We start from the raw sequence: 14,740 nt of genomic DNA, 5'->3' as shown, positions 1-14,740 counted from the left end.
CGGCCCGGCGACCCGGCCTGATCCCCGCCCCCGGCCGTACGAGGGGCTAGGCTCGCGCCCGTACGTACGAGAGCCGTAACCGGGAGACACCCAAGATGGCCAAGAAGCGCCCCCAGACCAAGGGCAAGTCGCACGTCAGCAGCGGGGAGATCCCGGTCGTCGGCGCCCGTGAGCCCTGCCCCTGCGGGAGCGGCCGCCGGTACAAGGCCTGTCACGGCCGCGCCGCCGCGCACGCGGTGACCGAGCTGGTGCAGCGCCCGTTCGAAGACCTCGCGGGAGAGGGCGACTGGATCGCGCTGCGCGAGCTGGTGCCCGCTGCGACGGTGCGGCTCACCCTCAAGGAGAGCCTGCCGGACGGCGTTCCGTCCGTGACACTCGCGACGGTGCTCCCGATGGCGTGGCCCGCACTGCGCCGCGACGACGGCTCGGTCCTGCTCGGCCTGCAGAACGACACCCCGTCGGGCGACCTGAGCCGTGACCTCGCCGACACCCTTCAGCGCGCGCTCACCGCCGAGCCCGGTACGCCGGTGCAGGCGCGCCGCGCACCCGCCGACGGCCCGCGCCTGCAGGACCTGCTCGACCCCGCGGCCGCCTTCGAGCCGGTCGTGCACACGGGATTCGAGTTCTGGGTGCCCGACTCGGAGAACGCGAGCCCGGAGGTCGCCGCCTCCCTGGAGCGGGCAAACGCGGCCGCCATCCCGACCGTGAAGCTGTCCGGTGTCGACGGCGCGTACTGGTGCGAGACCCCCGACAAGAACCACCTGCGCTGGGTCATGCCGCACCCCGAGGAGCAACTGCTCGACGCGCTCGCCCGGCTGCACGCGGCCGGCAGGTCCTCGCTCGGCGAGGGCACGCGCCTGGTCGGCTCGTTCCGCGCACACGGTCTGACCGTTCCCGTCTGGGACCTGCCCACCGGGGTGAGCGCCGAGGATGTCGAGAAGCCGGCGGCCGAGTTCGCCGAGCGGCTCGCCGCGGCCCTCGCCTCCGAGGCGCCGCTGACCGTCGACGAGCGCAGGGCGCGCGGCGGCCTCACCAATCGACAGGTGACGCTCAGCTGACCGACCGGTCAGCCACAGGAAGCCCTCGGAACGGGTGACTCCGGTCACAACTCCCCGTAGCGGCAGGTAAATCCGCATACGAATAGCCGAGATCGAATTTGCTAACGGCCGATCTCTTGTTACCGTTCGAGTAGCCCGGTTGCTGGTGCATCCCCCGTCGCCAGCAACCGGGTCCTTGTCTTTCCGGGACTTCCCCGTGGGCCTGCGCCCGGGAAATCGTCCCGCTCGCTCAGCGTCCGGCCGGCGTCGGCGCGTCGCTTCCCGACCTGAGCAGCAGCGGCCCCGCGTCCCCGGCTCCCGCGAACTCCGCCACCGCCGAGTAGTCGCTCGCCTCACCCGAAGTGCGCTCCCGCGGCGTGTCACACGTCCCCGGCTCGTCCTGAGCACCCACCGCACAGTGCATCTGTACGGTGCGGCCTCCCGGCGCCATCAGGGTCAGCACGGAACTCAGCGGCCCCCCTGTCGCGTTCCGGTAGTAGGTCCTCGCCCATGTGTCCCGCCCCTGGGTCAGTACGCAGGTCTGCGCCTCGATGCCGTCGGGAGAGGCGAGTTCGGGTCCGCACCGTGCCTTCGTGGCGATCCCGAGACCGGCGAGGACGGAGGTGCCCGGCGGTCGCTCGTGGGACCGGCGCCCCTTGCCGGCCGTGTCCGCCGCTGCCGTATCCGACGCCGTGGTGTCCGCCGGGTCGCTCGTGCCTGCACCCGGTTTGCCGTCGACCTTGTCGGCGTTGCTCGTGCTGCCGGCGTTGCCGGTGGGCAGTTCGCCGGAGTTGAGGCTGTCTTCCGCGGCGGTGTCGCCGACGGGGCCCGCGGACGCGCCCGCCAGCGGGAGGAGAACGGTCAGGACCACGACCGCGAGAAGACCGAGCAGACGGAGGCGCGAATGGGGTCTCCCCTGCTCGAGGCTGGTCGAGAGCTTGGGGAAGGAGGGCATGCGCCGAAGATATCGGCGCCGCCCCTTCGCACCCCTCGCCGCGCGCCCAATTCCCCTACAACTCGGGGGCGCTCACACCCGTACGAGTGAGGGCGTCCACCACCGCGTCCACCACGGCCTCCACATCGGGCACCCAGGGTGCCGCGGAGCCGGGCAGCGGGGCGCGCTCCCAGCGGACCTGGCCGAGGCCGGTGTCGGACGGAGGCAGTGCCAGATAGCCGCCCTCGCCGTGGAAGCGCAGGGACCCCGGCACCCAGTCCTGGGCGTAGAGGAGCTCGCCCAGCTGCTCCATGGAGTAGGGCGCCACCAAGATGAAGAGACGATCCCTCGTGGCCACGACCGGGCCGAGCCTGATGTCCGTACGGTCGAGTGCCTTGAGGGCGCGGGCTCCGGCGACCGAGGGGAGGCTCACGGCACAGGGGGCGCGGCCGCCGCTCGCGCCCGCGCCGGCCCCCGTGGCCAGCACGATCGGCGCGGCCGGACGGTTGGTCCACCACCAGCGGATCATGCGCTCGTCCGTGGTCGCGGCGAGCAGCCCCGGGTCGAAGGGGTGCGCGCCCGGCACCGTGCACTCCGGGTCGGGGCAGGCGCAGCTGACGCCGTCACGGCGCCCCGCCCCTACGAGCCCCACGCCCGGGAGCACGGGCCACTGCCATGCGGTCGCGAAGGTCAGGGCCGCGCTGAACTGATCAGACTTCCCGTTGTTTCGCCTGGACAGGAGCCTGCGTCGCCTTCCGAGGATCTCGCGCATGAGCGCTCGTTCCTTTCCGTAGACCGAAGAGAACGCTGTGGGCCACATCACACAATGTGTCGATCACTTCACTGAGCGTACGTACTGGGAGCGTCGCACCCCAGCCTTGAGCAGGGGGAACCCCTATTGTCCGAGCGCCGGCCGCGTACTTGAAAAGCCTGGCGTGGGGTGGCGGCGCCTGGCGTTTACCGTCGCGCGTGTTACTCGCCGTCTCCGCCACGGGAGGATGGGGCACGGTCGTCGGTGGTTAAGACGCCCGGGTCCGTCGCCAGGTTCCGGGTCGATCCCAACTGTCCCTGGCCTTCTCCGAGTACGTACCCATCACGACCGCTGTGACGCTCTGTCGAACAATGCCAGTCGACCGCAATATGCCCTTACCCGAGGCACTTTTTGGCCAAGTTCGATCAGAGATCACTAATGCCGCACGGGCCTCCTGGACACCAGGAATCCCAGCAGGACAATGCTGGACATCCCCTCATCAGTGAGTGTAGATGTGGAGGCACTGCTGGCGGCGCAGAATCACATGGGGGTTTGCGATGCTATTGAGCAATACGCACCGGTCGGAAAGCCGGACGCCATGACAACCCCTCACTTCCCGAAAGTGGCTGGAATCGATTCAACGGTTCCCCCACCGGCACACACTGTCGCGCCCGCGTCACCCGCGCCCCCTTCCTCCCCCGGAGCGCCCGGAGCCCCCGGAGCCCCCGGAGCGCTGATCCAGGACCGGCTCGCCGGCTGGGTCTCCGACCTCACCACGCTGCACGAACTCACCGAGCGCCTGGCCAGGACGGCTGTCATGGACGACGCCCTGCACGAGGTGCTCCGCGCCGGTGCCGCACTCGTCGGCGCGCGCCGCGGACTCGTCGTCCTGGAGCCCGCCGACGGCCTGGGCCCCGACACCACCGTGGGGCTCGGCCTCGCCCGCGCCGACCTCGGCCACATCGAGACGGTGCCGCGCGGCGCGACCTCGTACGGCAAGATCCTCGACCGCACGGACGGGACCGGCGAGCCCGAGGTGCACGCGGATCTGCTGTCCGAGGACGGCCTCGACCCGCGTCACCGCGAGGTCGCCGCCAGGCTCGGCTACGCGGCGAGCTTCGCGCTGCCCCTCGCGACGGAGGCGGCGGGCCGGCTCGGCGCCGCGGTGTGGCTCTACGACGAGCCCGCCGAGCCCGTGGAACGCCAGCGCCATCTGGTCGGTCTGTACACGCGTTACGCCACCGAACACCTCGCGCGCCTGCTCGAACTGGAGCGGGCGCGCACCAAGTCCCGCACCATCGCGGAGGAGTTGCTGCCGCCGCGGCTCCCGCGGGTCGCGGGCGTCCAGCTCGCCGCCCGGCGCCGCACGGGCCCGCGAGGCGGCGGCGACTGGTACGACGCGCTGCCGCTGCCCGAGGGCGCGCTCGGCCTCACCGTCGGCTCCGTCACCGGCTCCGGGGCGAGCGCCGTCGCCGCGATGGGCCGGCTCAGAGCCAGCCTGCGGGCGTACGCGGTGATGGAGGGCGAGGACCCCGTCGCCGTCCTGTCCGATCTGGAGCTGCTGCTCCGGCTGACCGAGCCCGCGCGCAGCGCCACCGCCCTCTTCGCGTACTGCGAGCCCGCCCTGCGCAAGATCGTCCTGGCCGGGGCCGGGCACAGCCCGCCGCTGGTGATCGGCGAGAGACGCACCGAGTTCGTGGAGACGTCGCTGTCCGCGCCGCTCGGCATGCTGGCCTGCTGGGAGGCGCCGAGTGTCGAGCTCAGCCCCGAGCCCGGCGAGACCGTGCTGCTGTACACGGACGGCCTGCTGCACCGCACCGGTGACCCGATGGACCGCGCCTTCGCCCGCCTGCACGCGGCGGCCGCCGGCGTCCCCCGCACCATCCGCGACGACCCCGGCGCGATCGCCGACCACGTCCTGCACACCGTCCTGCCGGACGGGCTCGACGCCGCCGACAGCAACGAGGACGTCGTGCTGCTCGCCGCGCGCTTCGAGTGATTCCGGTGACCGGGGCGGTACGCCCCGTAGCCCCCGATGTAACAGGTCTTCCGGCCCTGGGCCCCCTTCCGTACGACCGTACGATGGAGGGGGTCCACCGTTGTACCCAGGCCGCACCCTTGGCCGTTCCAGGGCCGTATCTAGGAGGAAGACGTGTCGGAGGAGCTCACCCCGGAGAACCCGGAGATCTCTCAGACCGAGAGCGACGAGCCGATCAAGCAGCGCAAGAACGGCCTGTACCCGGGCGTGTCCGACGAGCTCGCCGAGAGCATGAAGTCCGGCTGGGCCGACACCGAGCTGCACGGCCTCGAGCCGATCGCGCAGGCATCCGAGACGGCCGCCCGCCGCGCCGCCCTCTCCGCGCGCTTCCCCGGTGAGCGCATCGTCGTCCCCGCGGGCAACCTCAAGACCCGCTCGAACGACACCGAGTACGCCTTCCGCGCCTCGACCGAGTACGTGTACCTGACCGGCAACCAGACGGAGGACGGCGTCCTCGTCCTCGAGCCGACGGCCACCGGGCACAACGCGACGATCTACCTGCTGCCGCGCTCCGACCGCGAGAACGGCGAGTTCTGGCTCGACGGCCAGGGCGAGCTGTGGGTCGGCCGCCGCCACTCCCTCACCGAGGCCGAGCAGGTGTACGGCATCCCCGCCTCCGACGTGCGCGAGCTCGCCGGCAAGCTGTCCGAGGCCACCGGCCCGGTCCGCGTGGTGCGCGGCCACGACGCCGGCATCGAGGCCGCCCTCGCCGACAAGGTCACCCGCGAGCACGACGAAGAGCTGCGCGTCTTCCTCTCCGAGGCCCGCCTCGTGAAGGACGCTTTCGAGGTCGGCGAGCTGCAGAAGGCCGTCGACTCGACGGCCCGCGGCTTCGAGGACGTCGTGAAGGTCCTCGACAAGGCCGAGGCCACCAGCGAGCGCTACATCGAGGGCACGTTCTTCCTGCGCGCCCGCGTCGAGGGCAACGACATCGGCTACGGCTCGATCTGCGCCTCCGGCCCGCACGCCTGCACCCTGCACTGGGTCCGCAACGACGGCCCGGTCCGCTCCGGCGACCTGCTCCTCCTGGACGCGGGCGTGGAGACCCACAGCCTCTACACCGCCGACATCACGCGCACGCTGCCGGTCAACGGCCGCTACACCGAGCTCCAGAAGAAGATCTACGACGCCGTGTACGAGGCCCAGGAGGCCGGTATCGCGGCCGTCAAGCCGGGTGCCAAGTACCGCGACTTCCACGACGCCGCGCAGCGCGTGCTCGCCGAGAAGCTCGTCGAGTGGGGCCTCGTCGAGGGCCCGGTCGAGCGCGTCCTGGAGCTCGGCCTCCAGCGCCGCTGGACGCTGCACGGCACCGGTCACATGCTCGGCCTCGACGTCCACGACTGCGCGGTCGCGCGCACGGAGACGTACGTGGACGGCACGCTGGAGCCCGGCATGTGCCTGACCGTCGAGCCCGGTCTGTACTTCCAGGCCGACGACCTGACCGTGCCGGAGGAGTACCGCGGCATCGGTGTCCGGATCGAGGACGACATCCTCGTGACCGAGGACGGCAACCGGAACCTCTCCGCCGGTCTGCCGCGCCGCTCGGACGAGGTCGAGGCGTGGATGGCTCAGCTCAAGGGCTGAACCACGCGCGCGTAGAGACGCGACCACGCGCGCGTAGAGACGCGTTTGCGAAGTGGCCGGGCACGGCAGAACGGTGCCCGGCCGCTGTCGTGTCCGGAGGGGGTCAGGCGGAGACGAGGGGCGCGTTCTCGCGCCACTTGAGCACCTTGTCGAAGCTGACCACCGCACCGCCCCTGCCTGGTCTGTTGACGAAGTGGACGTGGTCCGCGAGCTCCTGGATGAGACACAGTCCGCGGCCGTGCTCGGCGTGGTCGGGGGCGGGCTTGAGCAGGGTGGTGCCGCGGCCGCGCAGCGCCGGGAAGCCGGGACCGGAGTCGGCGACCTCGATGCGGCAGGTCTCGCCCTCGAGGTAGGCCGTGACCCGGTAGGCGCCCGCCGGATCGTCGGGGTCCGGATCGCCGCCGTGCTCGACGGCATTGGCACACGCCTCGGTGAGCGCGACGGACAGGTCGTACGAGACGTCGGGGTCCACGCCCGCGGTCTCCATGGTGTCGATCAGCAGGCGCCGGGCGAGCGGGACGCTCGCGGCCTCGCGGCGCAAGTGCAGAGACCACCAGATGCTCATGCTCCAGCCTCCAGGCCACGGCTCGACATACCGATACGTATTGCCGCAACGGCCCCTGTGCAATCGCGTGCTTCGCGTGATACCGCCCATACGGCGGACGCGCGGACCGGTGGCGGCGGTGTACGGAGTCGGCCGCAAGGGGGCGGGGCGGAAGATTCCGGACCTTGTGGACCTGCCGTATGAGGCGGGTAAGCCCAGTGCGATGATGAGCCCGCCATGTCTGCCCCCCACCAGCGCGAGGCGCGCACCGGAACGGATGTCCGGCTGCTGAGGGCCGCGGTGTTCACCGCGGTCTGCGTCGCGTTGTCCGCGGCCGGACATGTGCTCGCCTCGTGTGCCACCGTCCCCCTGTGGACGCTGGGTGTCGGGTTCCTCGCGGTGTTCGCCGTCGCGGCACCGCTCGCCGGGCGCGAGCGCTCGCTGCCGGGCATCGCCGCCGCTCTCGCGGTCGGCCAGACCGGGCTGCACACCCTCTTCGGAGTGGGCCAGCACGGCACCATGACGATGGCGCAGACGGCCCAGGAACCCTCGGTTGTGGAGCGCGCGGCCCGGCTCATGTGCGGCACGGGCATGGCGGCGATCAGTCCCGCGCAGGCGCAGAAGATCCTGTCGGACGCCGGCGTCGAACCCGGTTCCGGAACGGCCATGCACCACCACGCCGTCACCGAAGCGGCCACCTCCATGCCGCTGCTGCCGTCCCTGCCGATGCTGCTCGGGCACCTGCTCGCCGCGGTCGTCGCAGGCTGGCTGCTGCGCCACGGGGACCTCGCGCTCGGCCGGCTCGTCCGTCTCTCGGCGAACTCGGCGCATGGAGTCGCCCAGGGGGCGCTCGTCCGTTCCCTGCGCGCCGCTCTCGCTCTCGTACGCGCCCTCAGGGCGGGCCTGCCCGGGGCTTCCGAAGCGGTGCCCCACGTGGTGCCCATCGAGCTCCTCGCGCCACTGCCCCTGCGCACTACGGCACTTCAGCACTCGGTGATCAGGCGCGGCCCACCAGCGGGCGACGCGTTCCGTCTCGCTGCCTGACACGACACACGTACTCCACGCGGGGCCCTTGTACGGGTTCCCGCACAGCGCGGAGGGGTGTTGTGCGGCACGCGCGCGTGCCCCTTTTCCGGTGCACGCACTCACCGTTCGCCTGATCCCGCTGAACCCGAGTGGAGTGGTTTCTGCAATGAAGAAGATTTCCCGCGTCGCCGTAGTCGGCGCCGGCGCCGCGTCCGCCGTCCTGGCGCTCTCCGTCCCCGCCTTCGCACACGTGAGCGTGCAGCCGGAGGGCGTCGCCGCCAAGGGCGGATACGCCGTCGTGAACTTCAAGGTGCCGAACGAGCGCGACGACGCCGCGACCACCAAGGTCGAGGTCAACTTCCCGACCGACCACCCGCTGGCCTCGGTCATGCCCGAGCCCATCCCCGGCTGGACCGCCAAGGTCACCAAGTCCAAGCTCGACAAGCCGCTGGAGATGCACGGCGAGAAGATCGACCAGGCCGTCTCCCAGGTCACGTGGACCGCCGACGGCTCGGGCAAGGACAAGGGCATCCAGCCCGGCTTCTTCCAGAAGTTCCCGCTCTCCATCGGGCAGCTGCCCGAGGACACGGACGAGCTCGTCTTCAAGGCGATCCAGACGTACGACAACAAGGAAGTCGTGCGCTGGATCGAGCCGCAGGCCAAGGGCCAGGAGGAGCCGGAGAACCCGGCGCCCACCCTGGAGCTCTCGGCCGCGACCGAGGACCACCACGGCGGCGCCGCGGCCGACGACAGCGCCAAGTCGGGTGACGACAAGGCGGCCACGGCCGCGTCCTCGTCCGACAGCTCCTCCGACGGCTCTTCCGGCAGCGACACCACCGCACGCGCCCTCGGCATCGCCGGCATCGTCGTCGGCGCCGCCGGCGTGGCCTTCGGCGTGCTCGCGGGACGCCGTCGTACCAACAGCTGAACCAGCCGCGGGTGTGCACCGGGGCCGGCGCAGGCGGCGGCCCTCCGCGGCCGCCGGCCGACCCCGGTGCACACCGGCCCGCCTCACATCTGGGACATTTTTCTATGCGCTCTCCCCGTAAGACCCCGCACACAGCTCCTCGCCAGGCCCTCCGTAAGAAGACGCTGCTCGCCGCCGGGCTCATCGCCGCGGCGTCGCTCACCCTCTCCGCCTGCGGCAGTGGCGACGACAGCAACAAGCCCGTGGCAGAGGTCTCCGCCGAGACCGGCTCGAACAAGGCCGCGACCGTCCTCGACTCGCCCTTCAAGAAGCCGGACGTCGTCCTCACGGACACCCATGGCAAGAAGTTCGACCTGCGCGAGCAGACCAAGGGCAAGCCCACGCTGATCTACTTCGGCTACACCCACTGCCCCGACGTGTGCCCCCTGACGATGAGCAACATCGCCGTCGCCAAGAAGGCCCTGCCCAAGGCCGAGCAGGACAAGCTCCAGGTCGTCTTCGTCACCACCGACCCGGACCGTGACACCGCGCCCGTCCTCGGCAAGTGGCTCAAGGCGCAGGACCCCGACTTCATCGGCCTGACCGGCGACTTCGCCACCATCCAGGGCAGCGCCCGCACCCTCGGCATCTCCATCGAGCCGACGCAGAAGGACAAGAACGGCAAGCTCGTCTCGATGCACGGCACGCAGGTCATCGCCTTCTCGCCGAAGACCGACGCCGGGTACGTCCTGTACGGCGAGGACGCCACCGTGGACGACTACACCAAGGACCTCCCCAAGATCATCAAGGGGGAGCAGCCGTGAGGCGTACACCGCTCGCCCTCGGCGCCACTGCGCTGGCGGCCGGACTCGCCCTCACGGCCTGCGGCTCCGGCGACTCGTCGGCCTCGGCGTCCTCCGACAAGCCCGCGGTGAAGGTCGGCGCGGCGTTCATACCTGCGCCCGCGGGCGGCGACATGGCGGCCGGCTTCTTCGTCGTCCACAACAGCGGCGGCGCCGACACGCTCACCTCGGTGACCAGTGCCATCGCCCAGCAGGTCACCCTCCACAGCACCAAGGGCGGAGTGATGAAGGAGCAGAAGTCCTTCCCCGTCCCGGCCGACGGCGAGCTCGACTTCGACCGCGGTGGCAACCACCTCATGTTCGAAAACCTGAAGCAGACGCCCAAGGAGGGCGACAAGGTGTCGGTGGAGTTGCACTTCGCCAAGTCCGGCACCGTCACGGTGACCTTCCCGGTGAAGGCCGCCACCTACAACCCGACGGCGAAGTCGGCGCACTCGTCTATGTCGTCGATGCCGTCGCACAAGCCGCACACGTCGCACACGTCGCACACGTCGCACACGTCGCACTGAGGGGCTGACCGTTCGTGAAGACCATCGCTCCCCGCTTCCGGCACTTGTTGCTGCTGCTCCTCGCCGTCACCGGCGCCCTCCTCGCCGGCGCCGCGCCCGTCTCCGCGCACGCCGCGCTGACCGGGAGCGACCCGAAGCAGGGCGCGGTGGTCGAGCAGGCCCCCACCCGGGTGTCCCTGACCTTCTCCGAAGAGGTCGCCATGTCCGACGGCTCCGTACGGGTCCTCGACCCGGCCGGGAAGCGCGTCGACACCGGCAAGACGACCGACCTCGGCGGCACGACCTACGGCGTCCCCCTCCACTCCGGGCTGCCCGACGGCACGTTCACCGTCGCCTACCAGGTCGTGTCGGCCGACAGCCACCCCGTCTCCGGGGCGTTCACCTTCTCCATCGGCGCCCCTTCCAAGACCACCGCGGCCCTGCCCGACCAGACCGCGGGCGGCGGCGTCGTCGGCTGGCTCTACGGCGTCGCGCGGTACCTCTCCTACGCGGGCTTCATCCTCACCGTCGGCGGCGCGGCCTTCGTCCTCGCCTGTTGGCCGCGCGGAGCGGGTGTCCGCCCCGTGCAGCGGGTCGTGGTGGGCGGCTGGATCACCCTCACCGGCGCGACCCTCGCCATGCTCCTGATGCGCGGCTCCTACACGGGGTCCGGCGCGGTCGGTGACATCTTCGACCTCACCCTCCTCGGGCAGGTCCTACAGACCAAGTCGGGCGCGGCCCTGGTGTCACGGCTCCTGCTGCTGGCCGCCGCCGCCCTCTTCATCGCCGTGCTCTTCGGCGCGTACGAGAAGCGGACCGACCCCAGGGAGAAGAAGGACCTCACCTTCGGGCTCGCGATCGGCGGGGCGGTCGTCGCCGCCGGTCTCTCCGCGACCTGGGCGATGGCCGAGCACGCCTCCACCGGCATCCAGGCCGGACTCGCCATGCCCGTCGACGTACTGCACCTGCTCTCGGTCGCGGCCTGGCTCGGCGGGCTCACCACCCTGCTCGTCGCCCTGTACCGGGCGCCCTCGATCGAGGCCACGGCCGTCCGGCGGTTCTCCCGGGTGGCGTTCTGCGCGGTCTCCACGCTGGCCGCGACCGGGCTCTACCAGTCCTGGCGCCAGGTCGGCTCCTGGTCGGCACTCACCGGCACCCGTTACGGGCAACTGCTGCTGCTCAAGATCGGGCTCGTCGCCGTCATGGTCGGCGTCGCCTGGATCTCGCGGAAGTGGACGGGACGCCTGTCGGAGGGCCTCGCCCCGGAGGCCGCCGCAACCACCGTGATCGAGGAACGCACGCGGTCGGAGGAGGCGGTGACGGTACCGACGGGTGGCGCATCGAAGGGGTCGTCGTCGGGGTCGTCGTCGGGGGACTCCAGGGGCGATACGGGTTCGGGTTCCGGCTCCGGTGCCGATACGGGTCCGGGTCCCGGCTCCGGTGCCGATACGGTTTCGGGTTCCGGCTCTGATACGGGTTCCGGTTCCGGCTCCGGTGTCGACGACAAGCGGTCCACCCAGCTCGCACGGCAGCGCGCCGCGCTCGCCACCGCCCGTGACAAGCGCATACGGGACGCCGACCCGGGCCGCTCCGGACTGCGCCGCTCCGTACTCACCGAGGCCGGTGTAGCCGTCGTCCTGCTCATCGTCACGACCGTGCTCACCTCCACCGAGCCGGGCCGCACCGAGGAGGAGGCCAAGGCCGTCACCGCGGCGGCCTCCCAGCGGTCGGGGCCGCTCTCCCTGAAGCTGCCGTTCGACACGGGCGGCCAGGACGGCAAGGGCACGCTCCTCCTGGACATGGATCCCGGACGCACCGGCAGCAACGACATGCACGTCTATGTGGAGCGCCCCAATGGCAAGGCGTTCGACGTCCCCGAGGTGAAGGTCTCCTTCACCCTCGCCGCGAAGAAGCTCGGCCCCCTGCCGGTCGTTCCCGACCACATCGCCACCGGACACTGGAGCGCGAGCGGCGTACAGATCCCCGTGGCGGGCGACTGGAAGATCGCGATCACCGTGCGCACCTCCGACATCGACCAAGTGACCGTCAACAAGAACGCGAAGATCGGCTGACCCCCACCATGGCTGACTCCGAGAACCGGACCGACTCCGGCATCTCCCGACGGCGACTCCTCGGTACCGCGGGCGCGACGGGCCTCGCCCTGGGCGCCGTGGGCGGCGCCGCCGGGTACGCGACCGCGTCGTCGAACTCCCCCGACGCCCCCGCGTCGCTGACCTCCCTCGGCGCGGACCGCGTGATGTTTCACGGGAAACATCAGCCCGGCATCACGACCCCGATGCAGTCCCGCGGGCACTTGATCGCCTTCGATCTCGCGCCGGGCGCCGGGCGCAAGGAAGCGGCGGCCCTGATGCGCCGCTGGTCGGCAACCGCCCAGCGGCTGATGGCCGGCGAGACGCTCGGCGACTCCGACACCGACGTCGCCCGCGATGCCGGCCCTTCCTCGCTGACGCTCACCTTCGGCTTCGGCCACAGCTTCTTCTCCCGTACGGGGCTGGAGAAGCAGCGCCCCGCAGCCCTCGACCCGCTGCCCGACTTCTTCTCCGACCACCTCGACAAGGCCCGCAGCAACGGCGACCTGTGGGTGCAGATCGGCGCGAACGACGCGCTCGTCGCGTTCCACGCCCTGCGCGCGGTCCAGAGGGACGCGGGGGAAGCGGCCCGGGTGCGCTGGCAGATGAACGGCTTCAACCGCTCGCCCGGCGCCACCTCCCACCCCCTCACCGCCCGCAACCTCATGGGCCAGATCGACGGAACGAACAACCCGAAGCCGGCCGACGCCGACTTCGACAAGCGGATCTTCGTGCCCGCTTCGGGCGACCCCGCCTGGATGGCCGGCGGCTCGTACGCCGTCGTACGACGCATCCGCATGCTGCTCGACGACTGGGAGAAGCTGTCGGGGAAGGCGCAGGATGACGTCATCGGACGCAAGAAGTCCGACGGCGCGCCCCTGACCGGCGGCACCGAGACCACGGAGCCGGACCTGGAGAAGACCGGCGCCGACGGCAAGCTCGTCATCCCCATCAACGCCCACGCGCGCATCACCCGGCCCGACCAGAACGGCGGCGCCGCGATGGTCCGCCGCCCGTTCTCGTACCACGACGGCATAGGCCACGACGGGGTGCCGGACGCCGGGCTGCTCTTCATCTGCTGGCAGGCGGACCCCCTGCGCGGCTTCGTCCCGGTGCAGCGCAAGCTCGACCGGGGAGACGCCCTGTCGGACTTCATCCGTCACGAGTCGAGCGGGCTGTTCGCGGTGCCCGGCGGGGCAGGCGAGGGCGAGTACGTGGGGCAGGCGTTGCTGGAGGCCCATTAGGGTGACCAATATGTCAGCCAGCTACGCGTATCTCGGCCCTCAGGGCACCTTCACCGAGGTTGCTCTGCGCACGCTTCCGGAGACCGCCACCCGGGAACTCGTCCCGATGGTGTCCGTGCCCGCTGCACTCGACGCCGTGCGCAACGGCGAGGCCGAGGCCGCGTTCGTGCCGATCGAGAACTCCGTCGAGGGCGGCATCACGACCACGCTCGACGAGCTGGTGGCCGGCGAGCCGCTGATGATCTACCGCGAGGTACTGCTCTCCATCACCTTCGCGCTGCTGGTCAGACCCGGTATGCAGGTGTCGGAAATCAAGACGGTGACGGCCCACCCGGCGGCTCAGCCGCAGGTCCGCAACTGGATGAAGGCGAATCTCGCCGAGGACGTGACGTGGGAGTCGGCGGCGTCGAACGCGGACGGCGCCCGCCTGGTGCAGGAGGGCCGCTACGACGCGGCGTTCGCGGGCGAGTTCGCCGCCGAGCGTTACGGCCTGGTGCCGCTGGTCACCGAGATCCACGACGCGGAGAACGCGCAGACGCGGTTCGTCCTCGTCGGCAAGCCGGCCCGCCCCGCGGCGCCCACCGGTGCGGACAAGACCTCCGTGGTCATCTGGCAGCGCGACGACCACCCCGGCGCGCTGCTCGAACTGCTCCAGGAGTTCGCGGTGCGCGGCGTCAACCTGATGCTGCTGCAGTCCCGGCCGACCGGTGAGGGCATCGGGAACTACTGCTTCGCCATCGACGCGGAGGGCCACATCTCGGACCGCCGCGTGGGCGAGGCGCTGATGGGGCTCAAGCGGGTCTGCCCGCAGGTGCGCTTCCTGGGCTCGTATCCGAGGGCCGGGGTCACCAGGGCGGACGCCCGGACTCCGCGAACGGGGACGTCCGACAGCGACTTCATTGCGGCGTCCGACTGGCTCGCGCGCTGCCAGGACGGCCGTTTCTGACGCCTCCGGGTTCCAGGTCGCGGAGCCTTCGGGCATTCGGGTTCTGAGGGCTTTCCGGCGTCTTCGGGCGCCGGATTTCGACGTTTCGAGAACCAGTCCTACCTGCAGATTTTCGCCATCCACAGAAGTTATCCACAGGTGCGCTTCTCGACCTGGGGACAAGTCGACACCATCTCGCTACATGGTCGACAAATCGCCCTACAGCCCTCAAGTCCGTCCACAGGCGCGCACGTCACCCCTCGTCCACTCTTTTCCTTTGATCAACTCTATAGAGCGAACCATTTCCAC

Annotated in this window: 13 protein-coding genes; 10 read left to right on the top strand and 3 right to left on the bottom strand. The window is 70.9% G+C overall.

All coding sequences use genetic code 11. The annotated features are described in order from the left end of the window. The first annotated feature begins 95 nt into the window (after positions 1-95). Positions 96-1,058, top strand: coding sequence for a DUF5926 family protein (locus tag OHA58_RS18195; protein WP_405479934.1), 963 nt, complete (start codon positions 96-98; stop codon positions 1,056-1,058). 229 nt (positions 1,059-1,287) lie between these two features. Here the strand turns inward: OHA58_RS18195 and OHA58_RS18190 are convergent, their stop codons facing one another. Both OHA58_RS18190 and OHA58_RS18185 read right to left on the bottom strand, forming a co-directional pair. Continuing rightward, entirely contained in the window at positions 1,288-1,992 is a 705-nt protein-coding gene (locus OHA58_RS18190; protein WP_405479932.1) for a hypothetical protein, read from the bottom strand. A gap of 55 nt (positions 1,993-2,047) precedes the next feature. Then, positions 2,048-2,743 carry a bifunctional DNA primase/polymerase gene (locus OHA58_RS18185; RefSeq protein ID WP_266562429.1) on the bottom strand — a complete coding sequence of 232 codons (696 nt, stop codon included), beginning with the start codon at positions 2,741-2,743 and terminating at the stop codon, positions 2,048-2,050. 460 nt (positions 2,744-3,203) lie between these two features. Here OHA58_RS18185 and OHA58_RS18180 point away from each other — a divergent pair, with 460 nt between their 5' ends. Both OHA58_RS18180 and OHA58_RS18175 read left to right on the top strand, forming a co-directional pair. Next, positions 3,204-4,721: a PP2C family protein-serine/threonine phosphatase gene (locus tag OHA58_RS18180; protein ID WP_405479929.1), complete on the top strand. Its 1,518-nt coding sequence runs from the start codon at positions 3,204-3,206 to the stop codon at positions 4,719-4,721. Positions 4,722-4,874: 153 nt separating this feature from the next. Beyond that, complete coding sequence (locus tag OHA58_RS18175) at positions 4,875-6,344, top strand: aminopeptidase P family protein (protein ID WP_405479927.1); 1,470 nt, start codon at positions 4,875-4,877, stop codon at positions 6,342-6,344. A gap of 103 nt (positions 6,345-6,447) precedes the next feature. Here the strand turns inward: OHA58_RS18175 and OHA58_RS18170 are convergent, their stop codons facing one another. Continuing rightward, on the bottom strand, positions 6,448-6,909 hold the full coding sequence (locus tag OHA58_RS18170) for an ATP-binding protein (RefSeq protein WP_375985366.1): 462 nt from the start codon (positions 6,907-6,909) through the stop codon (positions 6,448-6,450). A 216-nt stretch (positions 6,910-7,125) separates the two neighbouring features. Here OHA58_RS18170 and OHA58_RS18165 point away from each other — a divergent pair, with 216 nt between their 5' ends. The 7 genes from OHA58_RS18165 to pheA all read left to right on the top strand — a co-directional run bounded on the left by OHA58_RS18165 (position 7,126) and on the right by pheA (position 14,452). Beyond that, complete coding sequence (locus tag OHA58_RS18165; RefSeq protein ID WP_405479924.1) at positions 7,126-7,932, top strand: hypothetical protein; 807 nt, start codon at positions 7,126-7,128, stop codon at positions 7,930-7,932. 148 nt (positions 7,933-8,080) lie between these two features. Continuing rightward, the gene (locus OHA58_RS18160; RefSeq protein ID WP_405479922.1) at positions 8,081-8,842 is read left to right on the top strand and encodes a YcnI family protein; all 762 of its coding nucleotides are present in this window, start codon (positions 8,081-8,083) and stop codon (positions 8,840-8,842) included. A gap of 104 nt (positions 8,843-8,946) precedes the next feature. Beyond that, positions 8,947-9,645: an SCO family protein gene (locus OHA58_RS18155; protein WP_405479920.1), complete on the top strand. Its 699-nt coding sequence runs from the start codon at positions 8,947-8,949 to the stop codon at positions 9,643-9,645. Beyond that, positions 9,642-10,193 (top strand): copper chaperone PCu(A)C, encoded by a 552-nt coding sequence (locus tag OHA58_RS18150; protein ID WP_405479918.1) that lies wholly within the window; start codon positions 9,642-9,644, stop codon positions 10,191-10,193. Before OHA58_RS18155 ends, OHA58_RS18150 begins: the two co-directional genes overlap by 4 nt. Positions 10,194-10,207: 14 nt before the next feature. Further along, a complete protein-coding gene (locus OHA58_RS18145) occupies positions 10,208-12,244 on the top strand; it encodes a copper resistance CopC/CopD family protein (RefSeq protein ID WP_405479916.1) in 2,037 nt (678 codons plus the stop codon). An 8-nt stretch (positions 12,245-12,252) separates the two neighbouring features. Beyond that, positions 12,253-13,506, top strand: coding sequence for an iron uptake transporter deferrochelatase/peroxidase subunit (gene efeB, locus OHA58_RS18140; RefSeq protein ID WP_405479914.1), 1,254 nt, complete (start codon positions 12,253-12,255; stop codon positions 13,504-13,506). A 10-nt stretch (positions 13,507-13,516) separates the two neighbouring features. Continuing rightward, the gene (gene pheA, locus OHA58_RS18135; RefSeq protein WP_405479912.1) at positions 13,517-14,452 is read left to right on the top strand and encodes a prephenate dehydratase; all 936 of its coding nucleotides are present in this window, start codon (positions 13,517-13,519) and stop codon (positions 14,450-14,452) included. Positions 14,453-14,740 lie beyond the last annotated feature (288 nt).

This window comes from Streptomyces sp. NBC_00009 (genome assembly GCF_045040855.1).
GTDB lineage: Bacteria > Actinomycetota > Actinomycetes > Streptomycetales > Streptomycetaceae > Streptomyces > Streptomyces aureus.
Note: the sequence above shows the minus strand (reverse complement) of the source record. Positions and strands in the feature narration are given on the sequence as shown.

Coding starts and splice junctions, on each gene's coding strand:
- OHA58_RS18180 (WP_405479929.1), top strand. CDS start 3,204: ATGCTGGACATCCCCTCATCAGTGAGTGTAGATGTGGAGGCACTGCTG.
- OHA58_RS18190 (WP_405479932.1), bottom strand. CDS start 1,992: ATGCCCTCCTTCCCCAAGCTCTCGACCAGCCTCGAGCAGGGGAGACCC.
- OHA58_RS18165 (WP_405479924.1), top strand. CDS start 7,126: ATGTCTGCCCCCCACCAGCGCGAGGCGCGCACCGGAACGGATGTCCGG.
- OHA58_RS18160 (WP_405479922.1), top strand. CDS start 8,081: ATGAAGAAGATTTCCCGCGTCGCCGTAGTCGGCGCCGGCGCCGCGTCC.
- OHA58_RS18170 (WP_375985366.1), bottom strand. CDS start 6,909: ATGAGCATCTGGTGGTCTCTGCACTTGCGCCGCGAGGCCGCGAGCGTC.
- OHA58_RS18155 (WP_405479920.1), top strand. CDS start 8,947: ATGCGCTCTCCCCGTAAGACCCCGCACACAGCTCCTCGCCAGGCCCTC.
- OHA58_RS18195 (WP_405479934.1), top strand. CDS start 96: ATGGCCAAGAAGCGCCCCCAGACCAAGGGCAAGTCGCACGTCAGCAGC.
- pheA (WP_405479912.1), top strand. CDS start 13,517: ATGTCAGCCAGCTACGCGTATCTCGGCCCTCAGGGCACCTTCACCGAG.
- efeB (WP_405479914.1), top strand. CDS start 12,253: ATGGCTGACTCCGAGAACCGGACCGACTCCGGCATCTCCCGACGGCGA.
- OHA58_RS18185 (WP_266562429.1), bottom strand. CDS start 2,743: ATGCGCGAGATCCTCGGAAGGCGACGCAGGCTCCTGTCCAGGCGAAAC.